This window comes from Amycolatopsis arida (assembly GCF_900115565.1).
GTDB classification, from domain to species: domain Bacteria; phylum Actinomycetota; class Actinomycetes; order Mycobacteriales; family Pseudonocardiaceae; genus Yuhushiella; species Yuhushiella arida.
Genome location: NZ_FOWW01000002.1, coordinates 760,742 through 782,344, shown reverse-complemented (window position 1 = coordinate 782,344; position 21,603 = coordinate 760,742). Strand labels below are relative to the sequence as shown.

Annotated in this window: 20 protein-coding genes; 9 read left to right on the top strand and 11 right to left on the bottom strand. The window is 72.5% G+C overall.

The window, feature by feature from the left end:
- Window positions 1-18: 18 nt before the first annotated feature.
- The 3 genes from pssA to moeA all read right to left on the bottom strand — a co-directional run bounded on the left by pssA (window position 19) and on the right by moeA (window position 3,246).
- Window positions 19-990 (bottom strand): CDP-diacylglycerol--serine O-phosphatidyltransferase, encoded by a 972-nt coding sequence (gene pssA / locus BM051_RS08475; RefSeq protein WP_092529684.1) that lies wholly within the window; start codon window positions 988-990, stop codon window positions 19-21.
- A 5-nt stretch (window positions 991-995) separates the two neighbouring features.
- A complete protein-coding gene (locus tag BM051_RS08470; RefSeq protein WP_092529441.1) occupies window positions 996-1,739 on the bottom strand; it encodes a phosphatidylserine decarboxylase in 744 nt (247 codons plus the stop codon).
- 277 nt (window positions 1,740-2,016) lie between these two features.
- The gene (gene moeA / locus BM051_RS08465) at window positions 2,017-3,246 is read right to left on the bottom strand and encodes a molybdopterin molybdotransferase MoeA (protein WP_177216898.1); all 1,230 of its coding nucleotides are present in this window, start codon (window positions 3,244-3,246) and stop codon (window positions 2,017-2,019) included.
- Between the two features lie 86 nt (window positions 3,247-3,332).
- Here moeA and BM051_RS08460 point away from each other — a divergent pair, with 86 nt between their 5' ends.
- The 5 genes from BM051_RS08460 (at window position 3,333) to groL (ending at window position 8,502) form a co-directional block, all read left to right on the top strand.
- On the top strand, window positions 3,333-4,007 hold the full coding sequence (locus BM051_RS08460; RefSeq protein WP_092529439.1) for a TIGR00266 family protein: 675 nt from the start codon (window positions 3,333-3,335) through the stop codon (window positions 4,005-4,007).
- Window positions 4,008-4,021: 14 nt separating this feature from the next.
- The gene (locus BM051_RS08455; protein WP_092529438.1) at window positions 4,022-4,615 is read left to right on the top strand and encodes an AIM24 family protein; all 594 of its coding nucleotides are present in this window, start codon (window positions 4,022-4,024) and stop codon (window positions 4,613-4,615) included.
- Between the two features lie 112 nt (window positions 4,616-4,727).
- Window positions 4,728-4,934, top strand: coding sequence for a cold-shock protein (locus BM051_RS08450; RefSeq protein ID WP_092529437.1), 207 nt, complete (start codon window positions 4,728-4,730; stop codon window positions 4,932-4,934).
- A 77-nt stretch (window positions 4,935-5,011) separates the two neighbouring features.
- Window positions 5,012-6,577 carry a serine/threonine-protein kinase gene (locus BM051_RS08445; protein ID WP_243859230.1) on the top strand — a complete coding sequence of 522 codons (1,566 nt, stop codon included), beginning with the start codon at window positions 5,012-5,014 and terminating at the stop codon, window positions 6,575-6,577.
- Window positions 6,578-6,873: 296 nt separating this feature from the next.
- Entirely contained in the window at window positions 6,874-8,502 is a 1,629-nt protein-coding gene (gene groL / locus BM051_RS08440; protein WP_092529435.1) for a chaperonin GroEL, read from the top strand.
- Window positions 8,503-8,650: 148 nt separating this feature from the next.
- On the opposite strand, the gene BM051_RS08435 is transcribed toward groL, so the two are convergent.
- On the bottom strand, window positions 8,651-8,878 hold the full coding sequence (locus tag BM051_RS08435) for a PspC domain-containing protein (protein WP_092529434.1): 228 nt from the start codon (window positions 8,876-8,878) through the stop codon (window positions 8,651-8,653).
- 281 nt (window positions 8,879-9,159) lie between these two features.
- Here BM051_RS08435 and BM051_RS08430 point away from each other — a divergent pair, with 281 nt between their 5' ends.
- From BM051_RS08430 to BM051_RS08420, 3 genes are all read left to right on the top strand, one after another.
- The gene (locus tag BM051_RS08430) at window positions 9,160-10,806 is read left to right on the top strand and encodes a M14 family metallopeptidase (RefSeq protein ID WP_243859229.1); all 1,647 of its coding nucleotides are present in this window, start codon (window positions 9,160-9,162) and stop codon (window positions 10,804-10,806) included.
- Between the two features lie 639 nt (window positions 10,807-11,445).
- Entirely contained in the window at window positions 11,446-12,306 is an 861-nt protein-coding gene (locus BM051_RS08425; protein WP_243859228.1) for a nucleotidyltransferase domain-containing protein, read from the top strand.
- A complete protein-coding gene (locus BM051_RS08420) occupies window positions 12,303-13,106 on the top strand; it encodes a transporter substrate-binding domain-containing protein (RefSeq protein WP_092529432.1) in 804 nt (267 codons plus the stop codon). The genes BM051_RS08425 and BM051_RS08420 overlap by 4 nt, the downstream gene beginning before the upstream one ends.
- Here BM051_RS08420 and BM051_RS30475 read toward each other — a convergent pair.
- Window positions 13,073-13,321 (bottom strand): hypothetical protein, encoded by a 249-nt coding sequence (locus BM051_RS30475; protein WP_341770753.1) that lies wholly within the window; start codon window positions 13,319-13,321, stop codon window positions 13,073-13,075. The genes BM051_RS08420 and BM051_RS30475 overlap by 34 nt on opposite strands.
- Window positions 13,254-14,996, bottom strand: a complete 1,743-nt coding sequence (locus tag BM051_RS08415; protein ID WP_341770752.1) for an elongation factor G — start codon at window positions 14,994-14,996, stop codon at window positions 13,254-13,256. The genes BM051_RS30475 and BM051_RS08415 overlap by 68 nt, the downstream gene beginning before the upstream one ends.
- Window positions 14,997-15,206: 210 nt before the next feature.
- On the opposite strand from BM051_RS08415, the gene BM051_RS08410 reads away from it, so the two are divergent.
- Window positions 15,207-15,779, top strand: a complete 573-nt coding sequence (locus BM051_RS08410; RefSeq protein WP_208325834.1) for a type 1 glutamine amidotransferase domain-containing protein — start codon at window positions 15,207-15,209, stop codon at window positions 15,777-15,779.
- Window positions 15,780-15,857: 78 nt separating this feature from the next.
- On the opposite strand, the gene BM051_RS08405 is transcribed toward BM051_RS08410, so the two are convergent.
- From BM051_RS08405 to BM051_RS08385, 5 genes are all read right to left on the bottom strand, one after another.
- Window positions 15,858-16,520, bottom strand: coding sequence for a nitroreductase family protein (locus BM051_RS08405; RefSeq protein WP_208325847.1), 663 nt, complete (start codon window positions 16,518-16,520; stop codon window positions 15,858-15,860).
- Between the two features lie 299 nt (window positions 16,521-16,819).
- A complete protein-coding gene (locus BM051_RS08400) occupies window positions 16,820-17,695 on the bottom strand; it encodes a DUF72 domain-containing protein (protein WP_424923225.1) in 876 nt (291 codons plus the stop codon).
- Window positions 17,696-17,734: 39 nt separating this feature from the next.
- Window positions 17,735-18,490 (bottom strand): DUF4253 domain-containing protein, encoded by a 756-nt coding sequence (locus tag BM051_RS08395; protein ID WP_092529429.1) that lies wholly within the window; start codon window positions 18,488-18,490, stop codon window positions 17,735-17,737.
- Between the two features lie 359 nt (window positions 18,491-18,849).
- The gene (locus BM051_RS08390; protein WP_092529428.1) at window positions 18,850-20,487 is read right to left on the bottom strand and encodes a DNA repair helicase XPB; all 1,638 of its coding nucleotides are present in this window, start codon (window positions 20,485-20,487) and stop codon (window positions 18,850-18,852) included.
- 20 nt (window positions 20,488-20,507) lie between these two features.
- The gene (locus BM051_RS08385) at window positions 20,508-21,479 is read right to left on the bottom strand and encodes an ABC transporter substrate-binding protein (protein ID WP_092529427.1); all 972 of its coding nucleotides are present in this window, start codon (window positions 21,477-21,479) and stop codon (window positions 20,508-20,510) included.
- Window positions 21,480-21,603 lie beyond the last annotated feature (124 nt).

The following is a 21,603-nucleotide window of genomic DNA, read 5'->3' as shown; positions in this document are numbered from 1 at the left end:
TCCCGGCCGGGGCGCGACCTACCTGTCCCCACCGCGGTGCCGCAGCCCGATCCGCCGCCAGCTGCGCCGCCGCGGGCCGCGCTCGCCGGTGGCCTGCTGCATCCGCATCCGCGCCACGTGCTGGTCCTCGTACCGGGGCAGCCGCACGGCGCGCCGCGCGGCACCGGCCACCCTGCGACGCAGTGGCGGCCGCAGCCGCAGCCGGCGCTGGCTGCCGGCGCGGCGGATGGCCCTGCGCTCGCGGGCCGGCACGTCCCACGCCTCGGGGTGCCGGGCCAGCCAGCGGTAGCGGCGCATCGAGTAGGGGATGTGCGCCAGGTACAGCAGCAACGCGACGGCGAGCGCGACCATCGGGTACTGGATGATCGCCGCGGCGAGCAGGCCGACGCCCACCAACAGCGGCGCCACCGCCTTGGCCGGGGCCTTCACCGACTTCAGCGACAGCGTCGGGATGCGGCTGATCAGCAGGCCGGCGACGGCCACCGTCCAGATCCACACGACCGTCTCGCTCGACCACCAGCCGGGCCCGAACTGCTGGGTCAGCACCAGCGGTAGCAGGGCCAGCAGGCCACCGGCGGGTGCCGGGACGCCGACGAAGAACTCGCCCGCGTACGGCGGCTGCTCGGTGTCGTCGAGCAGGGTGTTGAACCGGGCCAGGCGCAGGATCATGCACACGGCGAAGATCAGCGCGGCGATCCAGCCGACCCGGTCGCCGTCGAACACCCAGACGTAGAGCACCAGCGCGGGCGCGACGCCGAACGAGATCGCGTCGGACAGCGAGTCCAGCTCGGCGCCCATCTTCGAGGTGGCGTCCAGCAGCCGGGCGATCCGCCCGTCCAGGCTGTCCAGCACCGCGGCGACCCCGATCGCGCCGATCGCGAGCATGTGGCCACCGGTGAGGGCGAACTGCACGGCGGACAAACCGGCACACACCGCGAGCACCGTGATCGCGTTCGGCAGCAACCGCACACCGGGGGTGCTCCGCGCCATCGCCATCAGCCCTCCCGGGAGGGCAGCTCGGCGAGCACCGTCTCGCCGCCGATCGTCCGCTGCCCCTCGGCGACCAGCACCCTGCTGCCCTCGGGAAGGTAGACGTCCACCCGCGAGCCGAACCGGATCAACCCGTAGGTGTCGCCGACGGTCACCTGCTCGCCCTCGGCGACCTGGCAGACGATGCGCCGCGCGACCAGCCCGGCGATCTGCACCACCACCAGCTGGTGCCCGTCCTCGGTGCGCAGCAGCACGGAGTTGCGCTCGTTGTCGTCGCTGGCCTTGTCCAGGTCGGCGGAGAGGAACCTGCCGGGCCGGTAGGCGACCCGCTCGACCACCCCGGTCGCCGGCACGCGCTGGACGTGCACGTCGAACACGGAGAGGAAGACGCTGATCCGGGTCAGCGGGATCGCGGGAAGGCCCAGCTCGGCCGGCGGGACGGCGTCCTCGATCAGCGACACCGTGCCGTCGGCGGCGGCCACCGCCAGCCCGGACCGGGGTGGCGGGACGCGGCGCGGCTCGCGGAAGAACAGCGCGGTGGCCGCGGTGCCGAGCGCGGCGAGCGTGCCCAGTCTCGGCGAGATCCGGCGCAGCAGCAGGGTGGCGGCGACGCCGCCGAGCACGAACGGCCGGCCGGCCGGGTGCATCGGTGGCACGGCCTCGCGGGCCAGCTGCAGCGCGTGGGTGAGGGAGTTGCCGGCCTGTGCCTGGTCGGCCGGGATGCCGGGCGCGTGCGGAGCGGCGCTCATCTGGTCGGAATGTCCCATATGTCGTGGTTCGCCGGGGCGAGTGCCGACCGAGGTCGATCGACTCGCTGTGGCGCCCACGCTACGCCAGTACGGGTCCGGCGCGTCCACCGGTCGGGGTGCGGCGGGCCGCGGGGCACCCGGTCCGGCCGGGCGCATCCACCCCCCGACGGCGCATGCGCCCGGCCGCGGTGCGGGGTTCGAGGGAGCGATGTTAGCGCCGTTGCGCAGGACAAATAACCCCTGGTGGGAAAACCGTTACAAACCGTGAGTTGACCGCTCAGCCGAGCAGGAGCACGTCGACCACGGTCCCCGCGGGGGCCTCCGTGGTGTCCTCCGGCAGCACGATCAGGCAGTTGGCCTGGGTGAACGCCGCCAGCAGGTGCGACCCCGGGCCGCCGCGCGGCCCGACCAGGCCGACCCTGGCGTCGGCGTCGCCCGGCCGCGGCGGCGTGTAGTGGCCGCGGCGGAACTGTCGCTTGCCCGCGGGGGAGGTCAGGTCCTCGGTGAGTCGCGCGGGCACCCTGGCCCGGTCCGGGTCGGGGTGGCCGAGCGCGGTCCGCAGGGCCGGGCGCAGGAACACCTCGAACGACACCAGCACGGCCACCGGGTTGCCGGGCAGCGCCACCACCGGCACGCCGTGCCAGCGCCCGCGGCCCTGCGGCCCGCCCGGCTGCATCCCGACCTTCGCGAACTCCACGCCCGCGCCGGTCAGCGCGTCCTTCACCACCTCGTAGGCGCCGGCGCTCACCCCGCCGGAGGTCACCACGAGGTCGACGCCGGCCAGCCTCGGCTCGACCGCGGCGCGGAAGGCCGGCACGTCGTCCGCGACGCAGCGCACCACGTCGACCCGGCAGCCGAGGCCGCGCAGCGCGGCGACGAGCATCACGCTGTTCGACTCGTAGATCTGCCCGTGCCGCAGCGGCTCGGGTGGCAGCACGAGCTCGGTGCCGGTGGACACCACGAGCACCCGCGGCGGGACCCGCACCGGCAGCCGGTCCCGGCCGATCGCCGCGGCGAGGCCGAGCTGCGCGGGGCCGAGCACCGTGCCGGCGGCCAGCGCCACGGCGCCGGGCCCGATGTCCTCCCCGGTCCGCCGCACGTGCGCCCCCGGGTCGGCGGGCGCGGAGATCCGCACCTTCTCGGTGCCTCCGTCGGTGCGTTCGACCGGCACCACGGCGTCGGCGCCGGACGGGAGCGGCGCCCCGGTCATGATCCGGTGCGCGGTGCCGGGCAGCAGCGCGGGCACGTCGGTGCGGCCGGCCGGGATGTCCGCGGCCACCGGCAGCTGCACCGGGTGCCGCTCGCCGGCCTCGACCACGTCGACCGAGCGCACCGCGTAGCCGTCCATCGCCGAGTTGTCGAACGGTGGCAGGGCCACGCCGGCCGGCACGTCCGCGGCCAGGACGAGCCCGGCGCAGTCGGCCAGCGGCCGATCCTGGGTCACCGGGCGGTCGAGCAGCGCGGTCACCTTCGCGCGGTGGTGTTCGACGGAGATCACGCGGACCATCCTCCCCCGCGTCGGCGGCCGTGCAAGACTCTCCCCGCGCGGCCCGGGGTGGGGCCGCGCCGGCACCACGGTCGAGGGGAGCGCCCATGCAGGTCCAGATCCGCCAGCAGCCGTCGTTCGCGGTGGCCCGGCTGCTGCTCGCTCCCGGCGAGCCGGCCCAGGTCGAGAAGGGCGCCATGATGGCGACCAGCTACGGGGTGGCCGTGCAGGCGAGCATGCACGGCGGCATCGGCAAGGCGTTCGGCCGGATGTTCACCGGCGAGGCGCTCACCATCTCCACCTTCACCGCGCCGCAGCAGGGCGGCTGGGTGGACGTGGCCGACAAGCTCCCCGGCGACCTGCGGGTGATCGAGCTGGACGGGCGGGTCGGCTGGATGGTCACGGCGTCCTCGTGGATCGCCTCCTCGCACGGCGTGCAGACCGAGACCCGGTTCGGCGGGATGAAGAGCGTGATGGGCGGCGAGGGCGCGTTCCTCAGCAGGGTCACCGGGCAGGGCCAGGTCGTGGTGTCCTGCTTCGGCGCGCTGGAGACGGTCACCCTCCAGCAGGGCGAGGTGATCACCGTCGACACCGGGCACGTGGTGGCGTTCGCCGAGACGGTGCAGTACCAGACCCGGAAGGTGGCCCAGGGCGTGATCCAGTCGCTGCGCAGCGGCGAGGGGCTGGTGTTCGACTTCGCCGGCCCCGGCCAGGTGATGATCCAGACGCGCAACCCGGCCGCGCTCGCGGCGTGGGTGGTCGCCCAGGTGCCCAGCCGCTGAGGAGGTCGCGCGAGGTGGAGGTGCGCACCCGGCACACGCCCGCGTTCGGGGTGGCCCGCGTCGTGCTGTCTCCCGGCGAGGCCGTGCAGGCGGACCCGGCCGCGCTGGTCGCCAACAGCTTCGGGATCACCGAGTCCCGTGCCCGCAGGGGCGGGCCCGCGGTGTTCACCGCGCCCGCCGAGGGCGGCTGGCTCGACCTCGCCCCCGGCCACCCCGGCGACGTCTACCCGCTGGAGCTGGACGGCCGGGTCGGGTGGTGCGTCGCCCGCGACGCGGTGCTCGCCCGGCCCGCGACGGTCCGCACCGACCACCCGTGGCCCGCGCTGCGTGCCCTCTTCGGCGGGGACAGCGGCTTCCTCGAGCACCACAGCGGGACCGGCTCGCTGCTGCTCGCCACGCCGGGACCGGTCGACGCGCTCACCCTCGCCGCCGGCGAGGTGATCACGGTGACCCCGGCGTTTCTGCTGGCCTACCCCGACACGGCGCAGTGCCGGCTGCGGGCGGTCGACCCGTCCGGGCCGCAGTCCGTCCGCACCGGCGAGGGCCTCGCGCTGGATTTCGCCGGCCCGGGAACGATCTTGATGCAAACGCGGCGCCGGCCGGGCTGAATTTCCGACCGAATCGACCATTGTGCGCCGCCGTTATTCCGGTAGCGTGATCGACGCTTGACGCGACGGCGGGGCCTAGTCGTCGCTTTTGGTTGCTCGCAAGGAGGACACCGTGGCAGTCGGCACGGTCAAGTGGTTCAACTCGGAAAAGGGCTACGGATTCATCGAGTCCCCGGAAGGCCCGGACGTGTTCGTGCATTACTCGGCCATCCAGGCGGATGGATTCCGCACCCTCGACGAGGGCGACCGCGTCGAGTTCGAGATCCAGGCCGGCCGCGACGGACGGACGCAGGCCGCTGACGTCCGCAAGGTCTCGTAGCCGGGTCGCCCCGCCCGCCGCGCCGACGCCGTCAGGTGCGGTGGGCGGGGTGATGGGCGGACGTTAGGCTGCGCTGCGTGGCAGGCGATGTGTCGGGGGACCTCACCGGTCGCCGGCTGGGCAACTACCGGATCGACGGGGTGCTCGGCAGGGGCGGCATGAGTGTGATGTACAAGGCCACCGACGTGCGCCTCGGACGCAAGGTGGCGCTGAAGGTGATCGGCGACCACCTCGGCACGGATGCCGAGTTCCGCGAGCGCTTCGTCGACGAGGCGCGCAACACCTCGGCCATCGACCACGCCAACGTCGTGCCGCTCTACGACTTCGGCGAGCTCGACGGGATGCTCTACATCGCGATGCGGCTCGTCGACGGCTCCGACCTGGCCAGCCTCATCGGCGGTGGGGCGATGGACCCCGACCGGGCGCTGCGGCTGCTCGACCAGGTCGCCGACGCGCTGGACACGCTGCACGCGCGCGGGCTGGTGCACCTCGACGTCAAGCCGGCCAACGTGCTGGTGACCAGTCGGGAGTCGGTCCGCGAGCACGTCTACGTCGCCGACTTCGGGCTCACCCGGCGGGGCGCCACCGGGCACCGCACCCGCGGCGGCGACTTCCTCGGCTCGCCGACCTACGCCGCTCCCGAGCACCTGCGCGGCGAGCCGCTGGACGGCCGCACCGACCAGTACGCGCTCGCCTGCGTGCTCTACGCCTGCCTCACCGGGAGCCCGCCCTACCAGGGCGACGTGCCCACGGTGATCAAGGGGCACCTCAGCGGGGAGCCGCCGCCGGTGTCGCGGCTGGTGAACCTGCCGGGGGCGGTGGACGACGTCATTCGCAGGGGGATGGCCAAGGACCCGAAGGACCGCTACCCGAGCTGCGTGGCGTTGATCGACGGGGCCCGCGAGGCGATCGCCGCCCGGTCCGGTGACCCCGCCGGCCGGCCAGGTGAGCCGCCGGTGGCCGCCGCGGTCGTGGCCGGCGGTGGGTTCGGCGGCGGGCGGGGGCAGGCGCTCCATCCACAGCAGGCACAGTGGACACAGCAGGCACAGCAGGCACAGCAGGCACAGCTTCGGCCGGCACGGCAGGGAGAGGGGACTCCGGTGCAGCCGTACGGGCAACAACCGCAGCCGGGCTACGGGCAGGGCGGCCAGCAGGGCCAGCCACAGCAGGGGTACGGGGCGCCGACACCCGGGCCGGGCACCCCGCCGCAGGGGTACGGCCCGCCGGTGCCACCCGGCGCGCCGGGGATGGGCACGCCGCCGTCCGGCATGGGCACCCCGCCGGCCGGTGGGATGCCGGGGATGCAGCCACCGGCGGGCTACGGGCCGCCGCCCGGTGACCCGATGCGGGTGCGGCCGCCGGCGCCTGCGGGCGGCGCGCCGTTCGGGCGGGAGCCACGGGGAAGCAAGATGTGGCTGCTCTGGGTGGGCCTCGCGGTGCTCGTCGTCGGCGGGGTGGTCACCGTCCTGATCCTCGCCCTCGGCGGCGACGACGAACGTGGCGGCACCCCGCCGGCCGGCAACTCTCCGGCGCCGGAGATCCCGGTGGGCGGCCCGGACGAATCGGCCACCGGCTCGCCGTCCACCTCGGCCGGCCGGCCCAACCCGCCGCCGACCTCGATCCCGGTCGTGCCGAGCCGCTGACCAGGGCCGCGCGTCCGGACGGGTCGCGCTCCTCCCGCGCCGGGACTCGGCTCGCTTGCACTCTCCCCCCGAGAGTGCTAAAACCGGCATTGGCACTCGACGCCGTCGAGTGCCAGGTGTGCGGTCGCCCGACCGCTCACCTGAAGGTCGGGACGGTGAGGCCTGGTTCGAGGAACCGAACAGGTCGTCCGTCGCGGGCACCGAGCTCGGCCGAGGACGTGTCCTGCTGCAGAGGGGTTCAGGGGGAAGCCGTCTGGACCTCCAGTCAGCGCCCAGTAACGGAGGACCACACCGCAATGGCCAAACTGATTGCGTTCGACGAGGACGCCCGCCGCGGACTCGAGCGCGGCCTCAACACCCTCGCCGAAGCCGTCAAGGTGACGCTCGGCCCCCGGGGCCGCAACGTCGTGCTCGAGAAGAAGTGGGGCGCGCCGACCATCACCAACGACGGTGTCTCCATCGCCAAGGAGATCGAGCTCGAGGACCCGTGGGAGAAGATCGGGGCGGAGCTCGTCAAGGAAGTTGCCAAGAAGACCGACGACGTCGCGGGTGACGGCACCACCACCGCCACCGTGCTCGCTCAGGCCCTGGTCAAGGAAGGCCTGCGCAACGTCGCTGCCGGCGCCGACCCGATCGCCCTCAAGCGCGGGATCGAGCAGGCCGTCGAGGCCGTCACCGAGCAGCTGCACAAGAACGCGAAGGAGGTCGAGACCAAGGAGCAGATCGCTGCCACCGCCTCGATCTCCGCGGCCGACCGCACCATCGGTGAGCTGATCGCCGAGGCGCTGGACAAGGTCGGCAAGGAAGGCGTCGTCACCGTCGAGGAGAGCCAGACCTTCGGCCTCGAGCTCGAGCTCACCGAGGGCATGCGCTTCGACAAGGGCTACATCTCCGGTTACTTCGTGACCGACCCGGAGCGTCAGGAAGCCGTCCTGGAGGACCCGTACGTCCTGCTCTACGGCTCGAAGATCTCCAACGTCAAGGACCTGGTGCCGATCCTCGAGAAGGTCATGCAGGCCGGCAAGCCGCTGCTGATCATCTCCGAGGACGTCGAGGGCGAGGCGCTGGCCACCCTGGTCGTCAACAAGATCCGCGGCACCTTCAAGTCCGTCGCCGTCAAGGCGCCCGGCTTCGGTGACCGCCGCAAGGCGATGCTGCAGGACATGGCCATCCTCACCGGTGGCCAGGTCATCACCGAGGACGTGGGTCTCAAGCTGGAGAACGCCGACATCTCGCTGCTGGGCCGGGCCCGCAAGGCCGTCATCACCAAGGACGAGACCACCATCGTCGAGGGTGCCGGCGACGCGGACCAGATCCAGGGCCGGGTCAACCAGATCCGCGCCGAGATCGAGAGCAGCGACTCCGACTACGACCGGGAGAAGCTGCAGGAGCGGCTGGCGAAGCTGGCCGGCGGCGTGGCCGTCATCAAGGCCGGTGCCGCCACCGAGGTGGAGCTGAAGGAGCGCAAGCACCGCATCGAGGACGCGGTGCGCAACGCCAAGGCCGCCGTCGAGGAGGGCATCGTCGCCGGTGGTGGCGTCGCTCTGCTGCAGGCGTCCAAGGCCGCGTTCGACAGCCTCCGGCTCGAGGGTGACGAGGCGACCGGTGCCAACATCGTCAAGCTGGCGATCGAGGCCCCGCTCAAGCAGATCGCGGTGAACAGCGGTCTCGAGGGCGGCGTCGTGGTGGAGAAGGTCAAGGGCCTGCCCGCCGGGCACGGCCTCAACGCCGCGACCGGCGAGTACGAGGACCTGGTCGAGGCCGGCGTCATCGACCCGGCCAAGGTCACCCGGTCCGCGCTGCAGAACGCCGCGTCGATCGCGGGTCTGTTCCTCACCACGGAGGCCGTGGTGGCGGACAAGCCGGAGAAGGAGAAGGCTCCGGCCGGCGACCCGTCCGGCGGCATGGGCGGCATGGACTTCTGATCCAGTAGTCCCGCACGCGACAGGGGCCCGGGCCGCACCAGCGACCCGGGCCCCTTCCCGTGTTGGCCGTTCCCGTCGCCGTGTTCGCCGTTTCCGTCGCCGTGTTGGCCGGTCGCGTCCGTGTGTTGGCCCGCAGCGTCGGCTGGGGTCAGGTTGCGTCGTCCTCCGGCATCAGGATCCAGCACACGGCGTAGACCAGCACCGGCGTGCCGACCCCGAAGATCGTCGCCGCGACGAGCAGGATGCGCAGGATCGCCGCGTCGACACCGAGCATCCGGGCCCAGCCGCCGCACACCCCGGCGATCATCCTGTCGGTCGGGCTGCGGCGCAGCTTCCTGGTTGTCGTTGTCCCCGTGGTTTCCGCTGTCTCAGTCATGACTCCATGCTCGACCGCCCGTGCCGCCGGCACCTCGGGGAGAACCCGGACTCGCCCCGGATCCGGCGACCCCGAGAGCGCGTTCCGCATCGCGCGACGGCCCCGGTGGTCGCGCCCGCTGGACAGGTCTCCTCGTCACCCGGTCGGTTCGCCTCCCGTCACCCCACCGAGGAAGGCTCCGAATGGACCTTTCGCGACGCTAACGAAAGGTTCTAGGTTTCCCCTGACCGGTGGAGTCTGGTGGGAGGAGGAACATGCGGTCTCGGGTACGAAGAGTCGGCGTGGCGTTCGGGCTGGCGGCGCTGCTGACGGTCGGCGGGCTCTCCGGGGTTCCGGGTGCCACGGCGCAGCAGCCGGCACCCGACGTCGTCTCGCTGGTCCGGGTGGACACGCCGACGACGGCGGACGTGAACCGGTTGGTCGCCACCGGCGCCGACGTGAGCGAGCACCGGCAGCCGGGCTCGATCGAGGTGTTCGCGCACGGCGCGGACGACCTGCGGCGGTTGCGCGAGGCGGGCTTCACCTACCAGGTGGTGATCCCCGACCTGGTGGCGCACACCCAGCGGGTGCTCGCCGAGGACGAGGCCCGGGCCAGGACCATGGCCCCCTCGCCGCTGCCCAGCGGGCGCAACACCTACCGCACCTACGCCGACTACGGCACCGAGCTGGCCGGACTGGTCGCCGAGCGGCCCGACCTGGTGCGGCCGATCACGCTGCCGCACAAGTCGTTGCTGGGCAAGACCGTGTCGGGCGTGGAGATCGCGCACGACGTCGCCGCCTCCGACGGCCGCCCGGTGTTCCTCCTGGTCGGCACGCACCACGCGCGCGAGTGGCCGACCGCCGAGGTGACGATGGAGTTCGCCATCGACCTGGTGCGCAACGAGGGTGTGGACCCGCGGATCACCGGGTTGCTGCGGCAGGCGCGGATCATCGTCGTTCCGGTGATCAATGTGGACGGTTACGACATCTCGCGCAGCTATATCCACGAGTACAAGCGGAAGAACTGCCGCGTGCGTGACGGTGCCGGGGCGACTCCGGCCCAGTGCGCGGACCCGGACAACGCGCAGGTCGGGGTGGACCTCAACCGCAACTACGGCGTCAACTGGGGCGGGGTGGGCGCCAGCACCAACCCGAACAGCCAGACCTACCGGGGCGCGGCGCCGTTCTCCGAGCCCGAGGTGCGCAACGTGGTGGAGCTGGTGTCGTCGCGGCAGGTCACCTCGCTGCAGAGCGTGCACAACTACGGCAGCCTGGTGCTGCGCCCGCCGCAGCAGTCGACCACGCCGCCGACCGTCGACGAGCCGGTGTACGCGGCGATCGGTGAGGCACTGGGCAAGGCGACCGGGTACCGCAGCATCCCGTCCTACCAGCTGTACGACACCAGCGGCAGCACCAGTGAGTGGGCGTACTTCACCACCGGCGCGTTCAGCTTCGAGTTCGAGCTGGGCGGGAACAACTTCCACATTCCGTACCAGCAGGGCGTGATCGACCAGTACCTCGGCATCGGGTCGGCGGAGAACGCCGACGGCGGGGTGCGGGAGGCGCTGCTGGTCCAGTACGAGGTGGCGGCCAACCGGGAGCACCACGCCGTGCTCACCGGCACCGCGCCGAAGGGAGCGCGGCTGACCGTGGAGAAGTCGTTCACCCAGTACACGGCGCCGGTGCTGCGGCCGGACGGCACCACCGGCCCGCGGCTTCCGTTCCCGAACGTGCTGACCTCGTCGATGACCGCGTCGGGCGCGTTCACCTGGGATGTCAACCCGTCGCTGCGGCCGGACCGCACGGGGCACCTCATCGCGGAGTCGTGGACGTTGCGGTGCGCGCGGCCGAACGGCAAGGTCCTGCAGGAGGTGCGGGTCATGGTCGCTCGCGGCGAGCGCGCGACGGTCGACCTGTCGGAGTGCCACCGGAAGTGGCGCCGCCGCTGAGCGGACCGGGGTGCCGCGCCAGCCGGCGCGGCACCCCGCCCCACGGCGCGGACGTTCTTGCTTCGCCGCGCCGTTTCGCCACGGTGATGTCGCACCACTGCCGACCGGGGGTCCGCGCTCAGCTGGCCGGACGGCACCCGCCCCGGCTTCGCCGAGCCCGGTGGCCACCCGAGCGCGTGGCTCCGGCTGACCGTGCGCTGGCCAGAAGGAAGACCGCCAAACGAAAGTCGTTGCCAGCTCTGTAGTTACCCCACCCGATCCCGGGGGCCGGCCCCTGTTCCAGTCTACCGGGGGTGGGGGCGTGTCAGGGGCCGTGGCGAAAGTGTGGACAACTTTGGGCTCCCACGGCTCCGTTCGCGCCGCAGGGCGGGTCGGTGTGTTCGGTGGTGCCGCAGGGCGGGTTCGGAGTGCCCGTTGGTGCCGCAGGGCGGGTCGGTGTGTTCGGTGGTGCCATGGGCGCCGCTGCCACGGGTGCCGGCGGTGTTGCGGTGTGGACGATACCGATGCTCGGTGGGCAGCCGTGCTCGTCGCCGTCAGCCGGGTGCCGGTCGACGATGAAGACGGCCCTCATGGCCTTGGCTTGCCGGCCGGGCGGAAGACCGGCTGCGGAGCGGAGTCCGGCTCGGATAGACAGAGCGGATGAAGCACAGCAGCCCCGAGTTCGCGGCCATCGCCGAGCAGGGCACGATCCTGCGTTGCCAGGTCGGGTCCGGCCTGCACGGCACGGCCGTGCGCGGCCAGGACGACCGTGACGAGATGGGCCTGTGCGTCGAGCCGCCCGAGTACGTGATCGGACTGAGGCGGTTCGAGCAGTACATCCACCGGACGCAGCCGGACGGTGTTCGGTCCGGCCCTGGCGACCTGGATCTGGTGGTCTACTCGCTGCGCAAGTGGATGCGGTTGGCGCTCACCGGGAACCCGACCGTGCTGCTGCCACTGTTCGTGCCGGACGGCGAGATCGTCGCGATCACCGAAATTGGCCGTGAGCTCCGCGCGCGATCGGAGAGGATCGTGTCCCGGCAGGCCGGCCGGCGGTTCCTCGGGTACCTCCGCGCACAGCGCGAGCGGATGCTCGGGTTGCGCGGCCGGCGGGTGAACCGGCCGGAGCTGGTCGAGGCGCACGGGTTCGACACCAAGTTCGCGATGCACATGGTGCGGCTCGGCGTGCAGGGGGTCGAGCTGCTGGAGACCGGCCGGCTCACCCTGCCGGTGCCGGAGCCGTGGCTGGGTTGGCTGCGTGACCTGCGGCAGGGCCGGATCCCGAAGACCGAGGCGCTCGACGCGGCCGGCGACTGGAGCGCCGGTTGGAGCGACTTGTCGACACGTCGCCGCTGCCCGAGCGGCCCGACCTCGATCGGGCCAACACCTGGCTGGTCGATGCCTACGAGTCGACGTGGCGCGACCGGGTCGTCGAGGGATCAGCCCTTTCGCCGGCCCGCCGGCCGACCTAGAGTCCCGGCACGGCGTGTCCCCTGTGGAACGGAGGTCGGCGGGCGATGAGGGCGAGGATCGCGGCCATCGGGCTGGTGTTGCTGGCGGCGCTCGGGGTGGGGACCGCGAGCGCCGCCGCGCCCGCCGGTGAGCAGGGGATCGGTGGCAGCCGGCTGGACCGGATCCTCCACCGCGGCGAGGTGCGGGTCTGCAGCACGGGCGACTACCGCCCGTTCACCTATCGCGACCCGGCGACCGGCGAGTGGAGCGGCATCGACATCGACATGGCCGGTGACCTGGCGACCCGGCTCGGCGTGCGGCTCACCCTGGTCCAGACCACGTGGGGCACCCTGCTCGACGACCTCGGCCGGCGCTGCGACCTGTCGGTGGGCGGGATCTCGGTGACCCTGCACCGCGCGACGCGCGCGTTCTACAGCGAGCCGTACCTGCGCGACGGCAAGACGCCGATCACCCGCTGCGAAAACGCCGACCGGCTCGCCACCCTGGAGCAGATCGACCAGCCCGGCGTCCGGGTGATCGTCAACCCTGGCGGGACGAACGAGCAGTTCGTCGGCACGCACCTCGAGCGGGCGACCATCGTCCGGCACCCGGACAACAACACCATCTTCGCCGAGATCATCGCGGGCCGAGCCGACCTGATGATCACTGACGCCGTCGAGGCGCGCTGGCAGGCCAAGCGGCTTCCGGAGCTCTGCGCCGTGCACCCGGACGAGCCGTTCACGTTCTCCGAGAAGGCCTACCTGCTGCCCCGGGGCGACACGGTGCTCCAGGAGTGGGTCGACCAGTGGCTGCACCTCGCCCGCAACGACGGCACCTACGACCGGTTCGCCCGCCCCTGGCTGGGCTGACCGGCCCGCCGCTCGCCGTCCGGCACCGGCCGGTAGCCGGCGGGCTCGGTGGTGAGCAGTCCCTCCCCCCGGCTCAGCGCGGGTAAGCGGCGGCGAAAGTCGGCGGTCCGCGCGGCGGGGAGCACGCCGACGATCCGCACGCCGGCGTCATCGGCTCCGGTCGCGCGCGGCATCCCGCCCAGGCCGGCGAGCGCGGCGAGCACGGCGCCCGCCACGTCCTCCGGCACCTCGAGCTCGAACCGGTCGACCGGCTCGTACACCCGCGTGCCGGCCTGCCGCAGTGCGCGGGTGAGCAGCAGCTCGGTCATCGTCCGGAAGTCGCCGGCGGTGCTGACCGGGCTGGCGAACCCGGACGTCGTCAGCGTGACGGCGCAGTCGGTGACCTGCCAGCCGTGTGGGCCGCCGGGAGGTGCGGTACACCGTCTCCTCGATCGCCGTCTGGAACGCGCGCGGTAGCGAGCCCAGCTCCACCTCCACCGCGAACCGGACGCCGGAGCTCGGCGGCCCCGGCTCCACCCGCAGCCCCACCGTCGCGAAGACGTCGTTGGGCCCGTGCTCGTCGATCCTGTGCACCACCTCGGCCGTGCCGGTGGGCTTCTCGACGTACACCGGCCGCGTCGGCGCGAAGTCGGCCAGGATCCCGAACTCCTCGCGCAGCCGCGTCCCGATCACCTCCTTCTGCACGTCGCCGTAGACGCGCACGGAGAGCTCCCCGGTCAGCTCGTCCATCCGCAGGCCGACCAGTGGGTCCTGTTCGGACAGTTCGCGCAGCGCGGCGTGGAGTCGGGGCCGGTGGGCGGGGTCGCGCACGGTGACCACCGTGGACAGCGACGGCGGTGGGAACGGGCGGTCGCCGCGCAGGCTCGCCGGGCTGCCGAGCGCGTCGCCGACCCGCGCTCCCGGCACACCGCGCACCATCGCGATCTCCCCGGCGGTCACGGCCTCCCGTGGGGTCGACCGGTCGGGCGTGGCGGCGTGCAACGCGGTGACCCTGCCGCGGTACTTCAGCTGGTCGCCGGCGTCATCCCGCCGGTAACCGGTGATCTCCTCGCGCACCCGCAGCGAGCCCGAGTGCAGCCGCACATAGGCGATCCGGTTCCCGGCGGCGTCCCGCTCGACCTTGAAGACGGTGGCGCTCAGCTCGTCACCGCCGGGCGCCGCCGGGACGAGGTCGTGGATCCCGTCGACCAGCTCGGGCAGGCCCAGCCCGGTGCGGGCGGAACCGAGGAACACCGGATGCACCCGCCCCGCCGCGGTCTGCCCGGTGAGGCACCGGCGCACCAGCTCGGGTGTCAGCACCGAGTCCACATAGGCCCGCAGGCAGCGGTCGTCGTGCTCGGCGAGCACCTCGCCCACCCGCGCCAGGAACGCCGGGTCGGCGAAGTCGGCCGCCCGCACCTCACCGGACTCCGCGTCGAGGTCGACCAGCGGGACCACGTCGGGGGTGAGCCGCCGCCGGAGATCGGTGAGGAGCTGGTCGACCGGCCGGGCGAGCCGGTCGACCTTGTTGACGAACACCAGTGTCGGCACGCGGAGCCGGCGCAGGGTGCGCGCGAGGATCCTGGTCTGCGCCTGAACCCCGCTGGTGGCCGAGACCACCAGGACCGCGCCGTCGAGCACGCGCAGCGCCCGCTCGACCTCGCCGACGAAGTCGGAGTGTCTCGGGGTGTCGATGATGTTGACCGTGCGGTCACCCGCGTCGAACGACACCACGCCGGAGCGAATCGTGATGCCGCGCCGACGCTCGATGTCGAGGGTGTCGGTACGGGTGTTGCCGCCGTCCACGCTGCCGAGGTCGGCGATCGCGCCCGCGTCGAACAGCAGACGCTCGGTCAGGGTCGTCTTGCCGGCGTCAACGTGCGCGAGGATCCCGATGTTGATCGTGGTCATGAACCGTCCAGGAGTGGGCTGCCGGGTGGGGTGCGGTGTGGGACGACCACCGGCGCATTCGGCAACCCCTTTCCTGGACGGACCGTGTTCGCGGCGCACGGTAGCAGCGGCCGCGGCCCGGGTCAGCCGATTTTCCCGGGGGTGTTTCGGCCTCCCTGAGCAGCGGGTATGCCGGTTCGTGGACGAGATTTGGCGAAAGGAGGGGTTATCGTGGCCGATACTCTGCAGGGCAAGCGGGTGGCCTTCGTGGTGGCGCCCGAGGGCACCGAGCAGGTCGAGCTGACCGAGCCGTGGAAGGCCGTCGAGAAGGCCGGTGGCCGGCCGGAGTTGATCTCCACCAAGTCGGGCACCGTCCAGGCGTTCAACCACCTGGACAAGGGGGACACCTTCCCGGTCGACAAGGTGGCCGGCGAGGCGTCCGTCGACGACTACGACGCGCTGGTGCTGCCGGGCGGCGTGGCCAACCCGGACATCCTGCGCACCGTGCCGGAGGCGGTCCGGTTCGTGCGGGAGTTCTTCACCCAGCGCAAGCCGGTCGCGGCGATCTGCCACGGGCCGTGGACGCTGATCGAGGCCGACGTGGTGCGCGGCCGGCGGCTGACCTCGTGGCCGAGCCTGCAGACGGATCTGCGCAACGCGGGCGCCGAGTGGGTCGACGAGGAGGTCGTGGTGGACTCCGGCTTGGTGACCAGCCGTAAGCCCGACGACCTTCCGGCTTTCTGCTCCAAGCTGGTCGAGGAGATCCGCGAGGGCAAGCATTCCGCCCAGGCGTCGAGCGTATAGCCGGCTTGCCGCTCACCTCATCCGATGCACCGCCCGCCCCATCGGGACGCCGTTCGGGGCGGGCGGCACTGCACCGTGTCACACCCGGACGAGCACCTGGTCCAGTGACTTGCGGGTGAGGTTCGGGACTTCGCAGTCGTCGGCCGGGTAGCCGACCGGGATCACCGCGAACGCCTTCTCGTTGCGTGGCCGGCCGAGGACCTCGCCGAGGAACTTCATGGGCGAGGGCGTGTGGGTGAGCGCGGCCAGGCCGGAGAGGTGGAGCGCGGTGAGCAACATGCCGACGGCGATACCCACCGACTCGTCGACGTAGTAGTGCTTGCGCCTGGCGCCGTCCTCGTCGAGGTAGTAGCGCTGCTGGAACACCACGATCAGGTGAGGGGCGTCGGTGAGGTGGGGTTTCACGTCGTCGGTGCCCAGCGGGCGCAGCGCGGCCAGCCACTCCTCGCCGAGCCGCCCCGAGTAGGAGATCCGCTCCTCGCGTTCCGCGGCCTCCCGGATCCGCCGGCGCACCTCCGGGTCGTCCACCAGCACGAACGTCCAGGGCTGCTGGTGCGCGCCGCTGGGTGCGGTGGCCGCGACCGCGATGGCATCCAGCACGGCCTGCTCGGGGACCGGGTCGGGCGAGAACATGCGCACCGTCCTGCGCTCGCTCATCCGCCGGCGCAGCTCGGCGGCCCTGGCCAGGGACTCCTCCCACGGCAGGCGCGGCGGCCGGTACGGCACGGGTTCGTAGGGCAGGCCGTGGATCGGCTTCCACCGCTGGGTTCCGTTGGTGGTGGGGTTGGGGTTGGTCACGGCGGCGAGTATGGCAACCGGGCCAGGCCGGGCAAAGGTCCGTGACCCGATTTTCGTACTCCGGTGTTCGCTCTCCGAACAGTAGTGCTCGCGGGAGCCGAGCCGCGGGGGGTGCACCGGCTCACTTGTCAGAGTCTCGTGGGGCTTGACGTCGGTGGCGTGGCCGGGCGTACGCCGTGCCGGACGTGGAAGTCGTGGTCGGCGAACCTAGAACTCGTCGTTTCGAACGTAGATCTCGTGGGTCAGCGGGTGGGGCCGATGCCGAGTTTGGTGGCCAGTGCGATGGCGTCGGTGGGGGCCTTCACCTTCGCGTCGTTGTCGAAGTAGACGTAGACGTCCCGGCGACGGCGGGGAGCGGGGGGTCCGACGGTGTGCTCGGTGCGCGGGCTCCGGCCCGCGTGCCAGCTCCTGATCTTCTCCGCCCAGGTCTCCAACGCCGCGTCGCTGTACCCGCTGGTGTAGAGCTCCTCGTCGCCGTGGAGGCGGATGTAGACGAAGTCGGCAGTCACGTCCTCCAAGTAGGTCCAGTTCCCCGCGGTGTCCGAGACCACCAGCGCGATGTCGTGTTCGCGGAGGAGGTCGACCGTCTCCGGCACCGCGAAGCTGGGGTGGCGAACCTCCAGCGCGTGCCGCAGTGGCCGGTCGTCACCGGGATCGGTGTGCGGTGCGCACGGCAGCCGTTCGTCGTGGTGCGTGGCGAGCTTGGCCGCCGCTCCGGTGCTGCGGGGCAGCAGGTCGAAGAACCCGACCAACCGGTCGACGTCGAACGGCAGCCGCGGCGGCAGCTGCCACAGCAGCGGTCCGAGCTTGTGGCCCAGCGCGAGCACACCGGACGCGAAGAAGTTCGCCAGCGGCGTCTCCACGTCGCGCAGCTGCTTCATGTGCGTGACGAACCGGGCGCCCTTCACGGCGAACAGGAATTCGTCGGGAGTGTGCTCGAACCACTGCCGATAGCGCTTGGGGCGCTGCAGCGAGTAGAACGAGCCGTTGATCTCAACAGTGCCCAGCTGCCGCGACAGGTATTCCAGCTCGCGCCGCTGCGGAAGCCCCTTCGGGTAGAACACGCCACGCCAGGGCGGGTAGCGCCACCCCGATGTGCCAACCCGGATCTCGGCCACCGCATCACCCCGCGAACGGGTTAGCCCACTCGCGGAAGGCTAAACGCCGCCGGGTGCCCACCGGAACCGCCAGCGACGCCGGCCGACGAGCTCGTTCGCGAACGCCCAGGGCTCGTCCCGCGACGGATGGTCCGGCTCGGGGCAGAACGCGAGGTGCTCCGCGGCCACCGCGAGCGCGCGGTCGGGAGTGCGGGGTGGGGCGGCCACGGACAGCTCGACCGCGCGGGGGCCGAGGGAGATCAGCACCGCGCCGAACCGGTCCTCCCAGCTGCGGAGGACGGCGGAGACACCGGCGGGGCCCTCCTCGCCGGCGGATGGCGGGCACCAGCCGAGCAGGGCGGGGACGTCCGCCGGCCGGGAGGCTCGGACGAGGCCGAGCCGGTGTGGCGCCCGCGCGGCCAGGAGCGAGCCGGTGTTACCGGCCTCGGCCAGTGGATCCGCCCGGATCCAGGCCGGCCGGGCGAGGCCGGGGAAGGCGGGGAATGCGGAGAAGGTGCCGAGGCCGTGCCGCCGCTCCCCGGCGCCCGCCCACCACCGGGCCAGTACGGCACCCGGGTCGCGGTCGATCCGGCTCGGCGCCCGTGCCGCGAACAGCTCACCCACGTTGCACTCCGGTGGGACGAGCAGTGGCCACAGCGCGGTCCGCGGCTGCGCGGCGACACCGGCGAGGAACGACCGCGGGCGGTCGAGGGGCCGGTCGGTGAGCCAGAGCTCACCGTGCCAGCGACCCGGCGGGAGATCGAGCTCGGACGCCGCGGCCGGACGGAGCGGCGCGGCGGCGATGGTTCCTGTCATGTGACCCCCTTCGTTGACGATGGGTCGAACGTTAGTTCGAGGGTCTGACAGTTCGGGGGATGCGCAGCAGCGGCGGGTACGAACCACTCGTGTGGGGGACATGGTGAGTGCCGAGCGCGGGCGTCGACGGGCGGCGGTGAGCGCGGATCGGGGCAGTAACGACACCGGTGGAGCACGGGGTGGACGTGGGCCGGCGGGGGACGTGGACGAAGGCCGACAAGGAAGGTCGTGGGCGCCGACAGTGGCTCAGGTCGGGTCGCGGCCGGTGGCAGCGTGGTGGAACGGCTCGGGTCGGGGCCGACGCCGCGACCGGGCGGCAACCTGGTGCCGCCCGCGGGCGACCGGTGACGTCGGGAGGCTCAGCGGAACGCGTCGGCGTCCACGATGCGGTAGGCGTAGCCCTGCTCGGCGAGGAAGCGCTGCCGGTGCGCGGCGTACTCGGTGTCCACGGTGTCCCGCGCGACCACCGAGTAGAAGTGCGCCTGCCGCCCGTCCCCCTTGGGGCGGAGCAGCCGGCCCAGTCGCTGGGCCTCCTCCTGTCGCGAGCCGAACGTGCCGGACACCTGGATCGCCACCGACGCCTCGGGCAGGTCGATCGAGAAGTTCGCCACCTTGGACACCACCAGGATCCGCACCTCGCCCCGGCGGAACCGGTCGTACAGCTCCTCCCGCTCCCGGTTCCGCGTCGAACCCTGGATCACCGGCGCGTCCAGTTCCGCGCCGAGCTCCTCCAGCTGGTCCAGGTACGCCCCGATCACCAGCGTCGGCTCACCGGCATGCTTGTCCACAATAGACTTGATGATCGACGTCTTCGTACCCGCGGTCGACGCCAGCCGGTAGCGCTCGTCCGGTTCCGCGGTCGCGTACGTCAGCCGCTCGTTGTCGCTGAGCGTCACCCGCACCTCGACGCACTCCGCGGGCGCGATCCAGCCCTGCGACTCGATGTCCCGCCACGGCACGTCGTACCGCTTCGGCCCGATCAGCGAGAACACGTCGCCCTCCCGGCCGTCCTCGCGCACCAGCGTCGCGGTGAGCCCCAGCCGCCGCCGGGACTGCAGGTCGGCCGTCATCCGGAACACCGGCGCCGGCAGCAGGTGCACCTCGTCGTAGACCACCAGCCCCCAGTCGCGCGAGTCGAACAGCTCCAGGTGCCTGTACTCGCCCTTGGTCTTGCGGGTGATCACCTGGTACGTCGCGATGGTGACCGGGCGGATCTCCTTGCGCTCGCCCGAGTACTCGCCGATCTCGTCCTCGGTGAGCGACGTGCGCGCCACCAGCTCGCGCTTCCACTGCCGCCCGGCGACCGTGTTGGTCACCAGGATCAACGTCGTCGCCTGGGCCCGCGCCATCGCCGCCGCGCCGACCAGCGTCTTGCCCGCCCCGCACGGCAGCACCACCACACCGGAGCCGCCGGCCCAGAACGCGTCCGCCGCCTGCCGCTGGTACTCGCGCAGCGCCCAGCCGTCCTCGGCCAGCGCCATCGGATGCGCCTCACCGTCGACGTACCCGGCGAGGTCCTCCGCCGGCCAGCCGACCTTCAGCAGCGCCTGTTTGAGCCGGCCCCGCTCGGAGGGGTGCACCACCACGGTGTCCTGGTCGATCCGGCCGCCGAGCATCGGGCTGATCTTCTTGCTCCGCAGCACCTCCTCCAGCACCGCCCGGTCCGTGGTGGACATGACCAGGCCGTGCGCGGGGTGGTTGGTGATCTGCAGCCGGCCGAACCGGGCCATCGTGTCCACGACGTCGATCAGCAGCGGCTGCGGCACCGGGAACCGGGAGAACCGGGTGAGCGCGTCGACCACCTGCTCGGCGTCGTGCCCGGCGGCGCGCGCGTTCCACAGGGCCAGCGGGGTGATTCGGTAGGTGTGCACGTGCTCGGGCGCGCGCTCGAGCTCGGCGAACGGGGCGATCGCCGTCCGCGCGTCCTCGGCGCGCTCGTGGTCGACCTCGAGCAGCACGGTCTTGTCGGACTGGACGATCAGCGGGCCATCGGTCACGCCTACCTTTATACGTGCCGCTATCGCGGCACCGCCGCCGGCAGCAGGGCCGGCACGTCGAGCCGCTCGGTGAGCAGGCCGGAGCTGTGCATCAGGTCGGCCACCCGCTGCAACCGCACGCCGTTCGGCGACACCGGGTAGTCGCCGAGTGACACCAGCGCCGCCGTGGTCTCGTCGATGTCGGCGAGCCCGGGCAGCGCGCGCCGGACCGCCACGGAGTCCGCGCCGTACCGCTGCGCCTGGCCGAGCAGCTCCCGGAACAGCTCCATCGTCCGCCGGTTGGCCTGGGCGAACGACGCGGTGGTGGCGTAGCTGGACACCGGGAAGTCCAACGTCGCCCCGCGGGCGCAGTCCACCAACACCCTGGCGCCGAACTCCTTCTGCACCTGGGTGATCTGCGGCTCCATCATCCACGCCGCGTCCACGTCGCCGTCGCGCAGCGCCGGCACCAGCTCGTCGGCGGGGAGCACCACGAACCGGATCCGCTCGGGGTCGACGCCCGAGCTGTGCAACGCCGACCTGGTCGCCAGCGTGCCGAGGTCGTCCGGCGCGTCGACGGCGATCCGGGGCGAGCGCTTCTCGTCGGGCTCGGTGTAGGTGGAGCCCGGCCAGCGCATCAGCGCCATCGTCGTGCGGCCCGCCGTGTACGCCTCGCCCTGCAACTGCAGCTCGGTGCCCTCGGCGGCGGCCTTGAACAGCGCCACGTTGCTGGCGAACGCGACGTCGAGCCGGCCGGCGGCCAGCATCGCCAGCGCCTCGTCCTGGCTCGGCTGCTCGACCAGCTCGACGCGCAGCCCGCCGCGCTGGAACAGCCCGTCAGCCACGGCCATCCGCAGCGGGGCCGTGTCGATCGCGCTGCCCACCCCGACCCGCAGGGTGTCCCGCTCCGGCGGTGCCGGCGGTGCCGGCGCGGAGCCGCCGACGAGGGCGCACCCGCTCAGCGTGACCAGGGCCATCAGGGGCGCGAGAACGAGCCGTGCCCCAGCCCTCATTCGGTGGCTCCCATGTACCGAGAGAATGTGGTTTCGTGGTGGAGCTTAGGCGGTGGCAGGCTCTACCATCGCCGGCGGGCCGATCGGGGTCGGACCGCCTTCCGGATCATTCGCCGGCTCGTTA

What these genes read in the sequence shown, in the direction of transcription:
- groL (WP_092529435.1), top strand. Translation starts at nt 6,874, where the DNA reads ATGGCCAAACTGATTGCGTTCGACGAGGACGCCCGCCGCGGACTCGAG.
- BM051_RS08460 (WP_092529439.1), top strand. Translation starts at nt 3,333, where the DNA reads ATGCAGGTCCAGATCCGCCAGCAGCCGTCGTTCGCGGTGGCCCGGCTG.
- BM051_RS08395 (WP_092529429.1), bottom strand. Translation starts at nt 18,490, where the DNA reads ATGACAGGAACCATCGCCGCCGCGCCGCTCCGTCCGGCCGCGGCGTCC.
- pssA (WP_092529684.1), bottom strand. Translation starts at nt 990, where the DNA reads ATGGCGCGGAGCACCCCCGGTGTGCGGTTGCTGCCGAACGCGATCACG.
- BM051_RS08470 (WP_092529441.1), bottom strand. Translation starts at nt 1,739, where the DNA reads ATGAGCGCCGCTCCGCACGCGCCCGGCATCCCGGCCGACCAGGCACAG.
- BM051_RS08385 (WP_092529427.1), bottom strand. Translation starts at nt 21,479, where the DNA reads ATGAGGGCTGGGGCACGGCTCGTTCTCGCGCCCCTGATGGCCCTGGTC.
- BM051_RS08435 (WP_092529434.1), bottom strand. Translation starts at nt 8,878, where the DNA reads ATGACTGAGACAGCGGAAACCACGGGGACAACGACAACCAGGAAGCTG.
- BM051_RS08425 (WP_243859228.1), top strand. Translation starts at nt 11,446, where the DNA reads ATGAAGCACAGCAGCCCCGAGTTCGCGGCCATCGCCGAGCAGGGCACG.
- moeA (WP_177216898.1), bottom strand. Translation starts at nt 3,246, where the DNA reads ATGGTCCGCGTGATCTCCGTCGAACACCACCGCGCGAAGGTGACCGCG.
- BM051_RS08415 (WP_341770752.1), bottom strand. Translation starts at nt 14,996, where the DNA reads ATGACCACGATCAACATCGGGATCCTCGCGCACGTTGACGCCGGCAAG.
- BM051_RS08420 (WP_092529432.1), top strand. Translation starts at nt 12,303, where the DNA reads ATGAGGGCGAGGATCGCGGCCATCGGGCTGGTGTTGCTGGCGGCGCTC.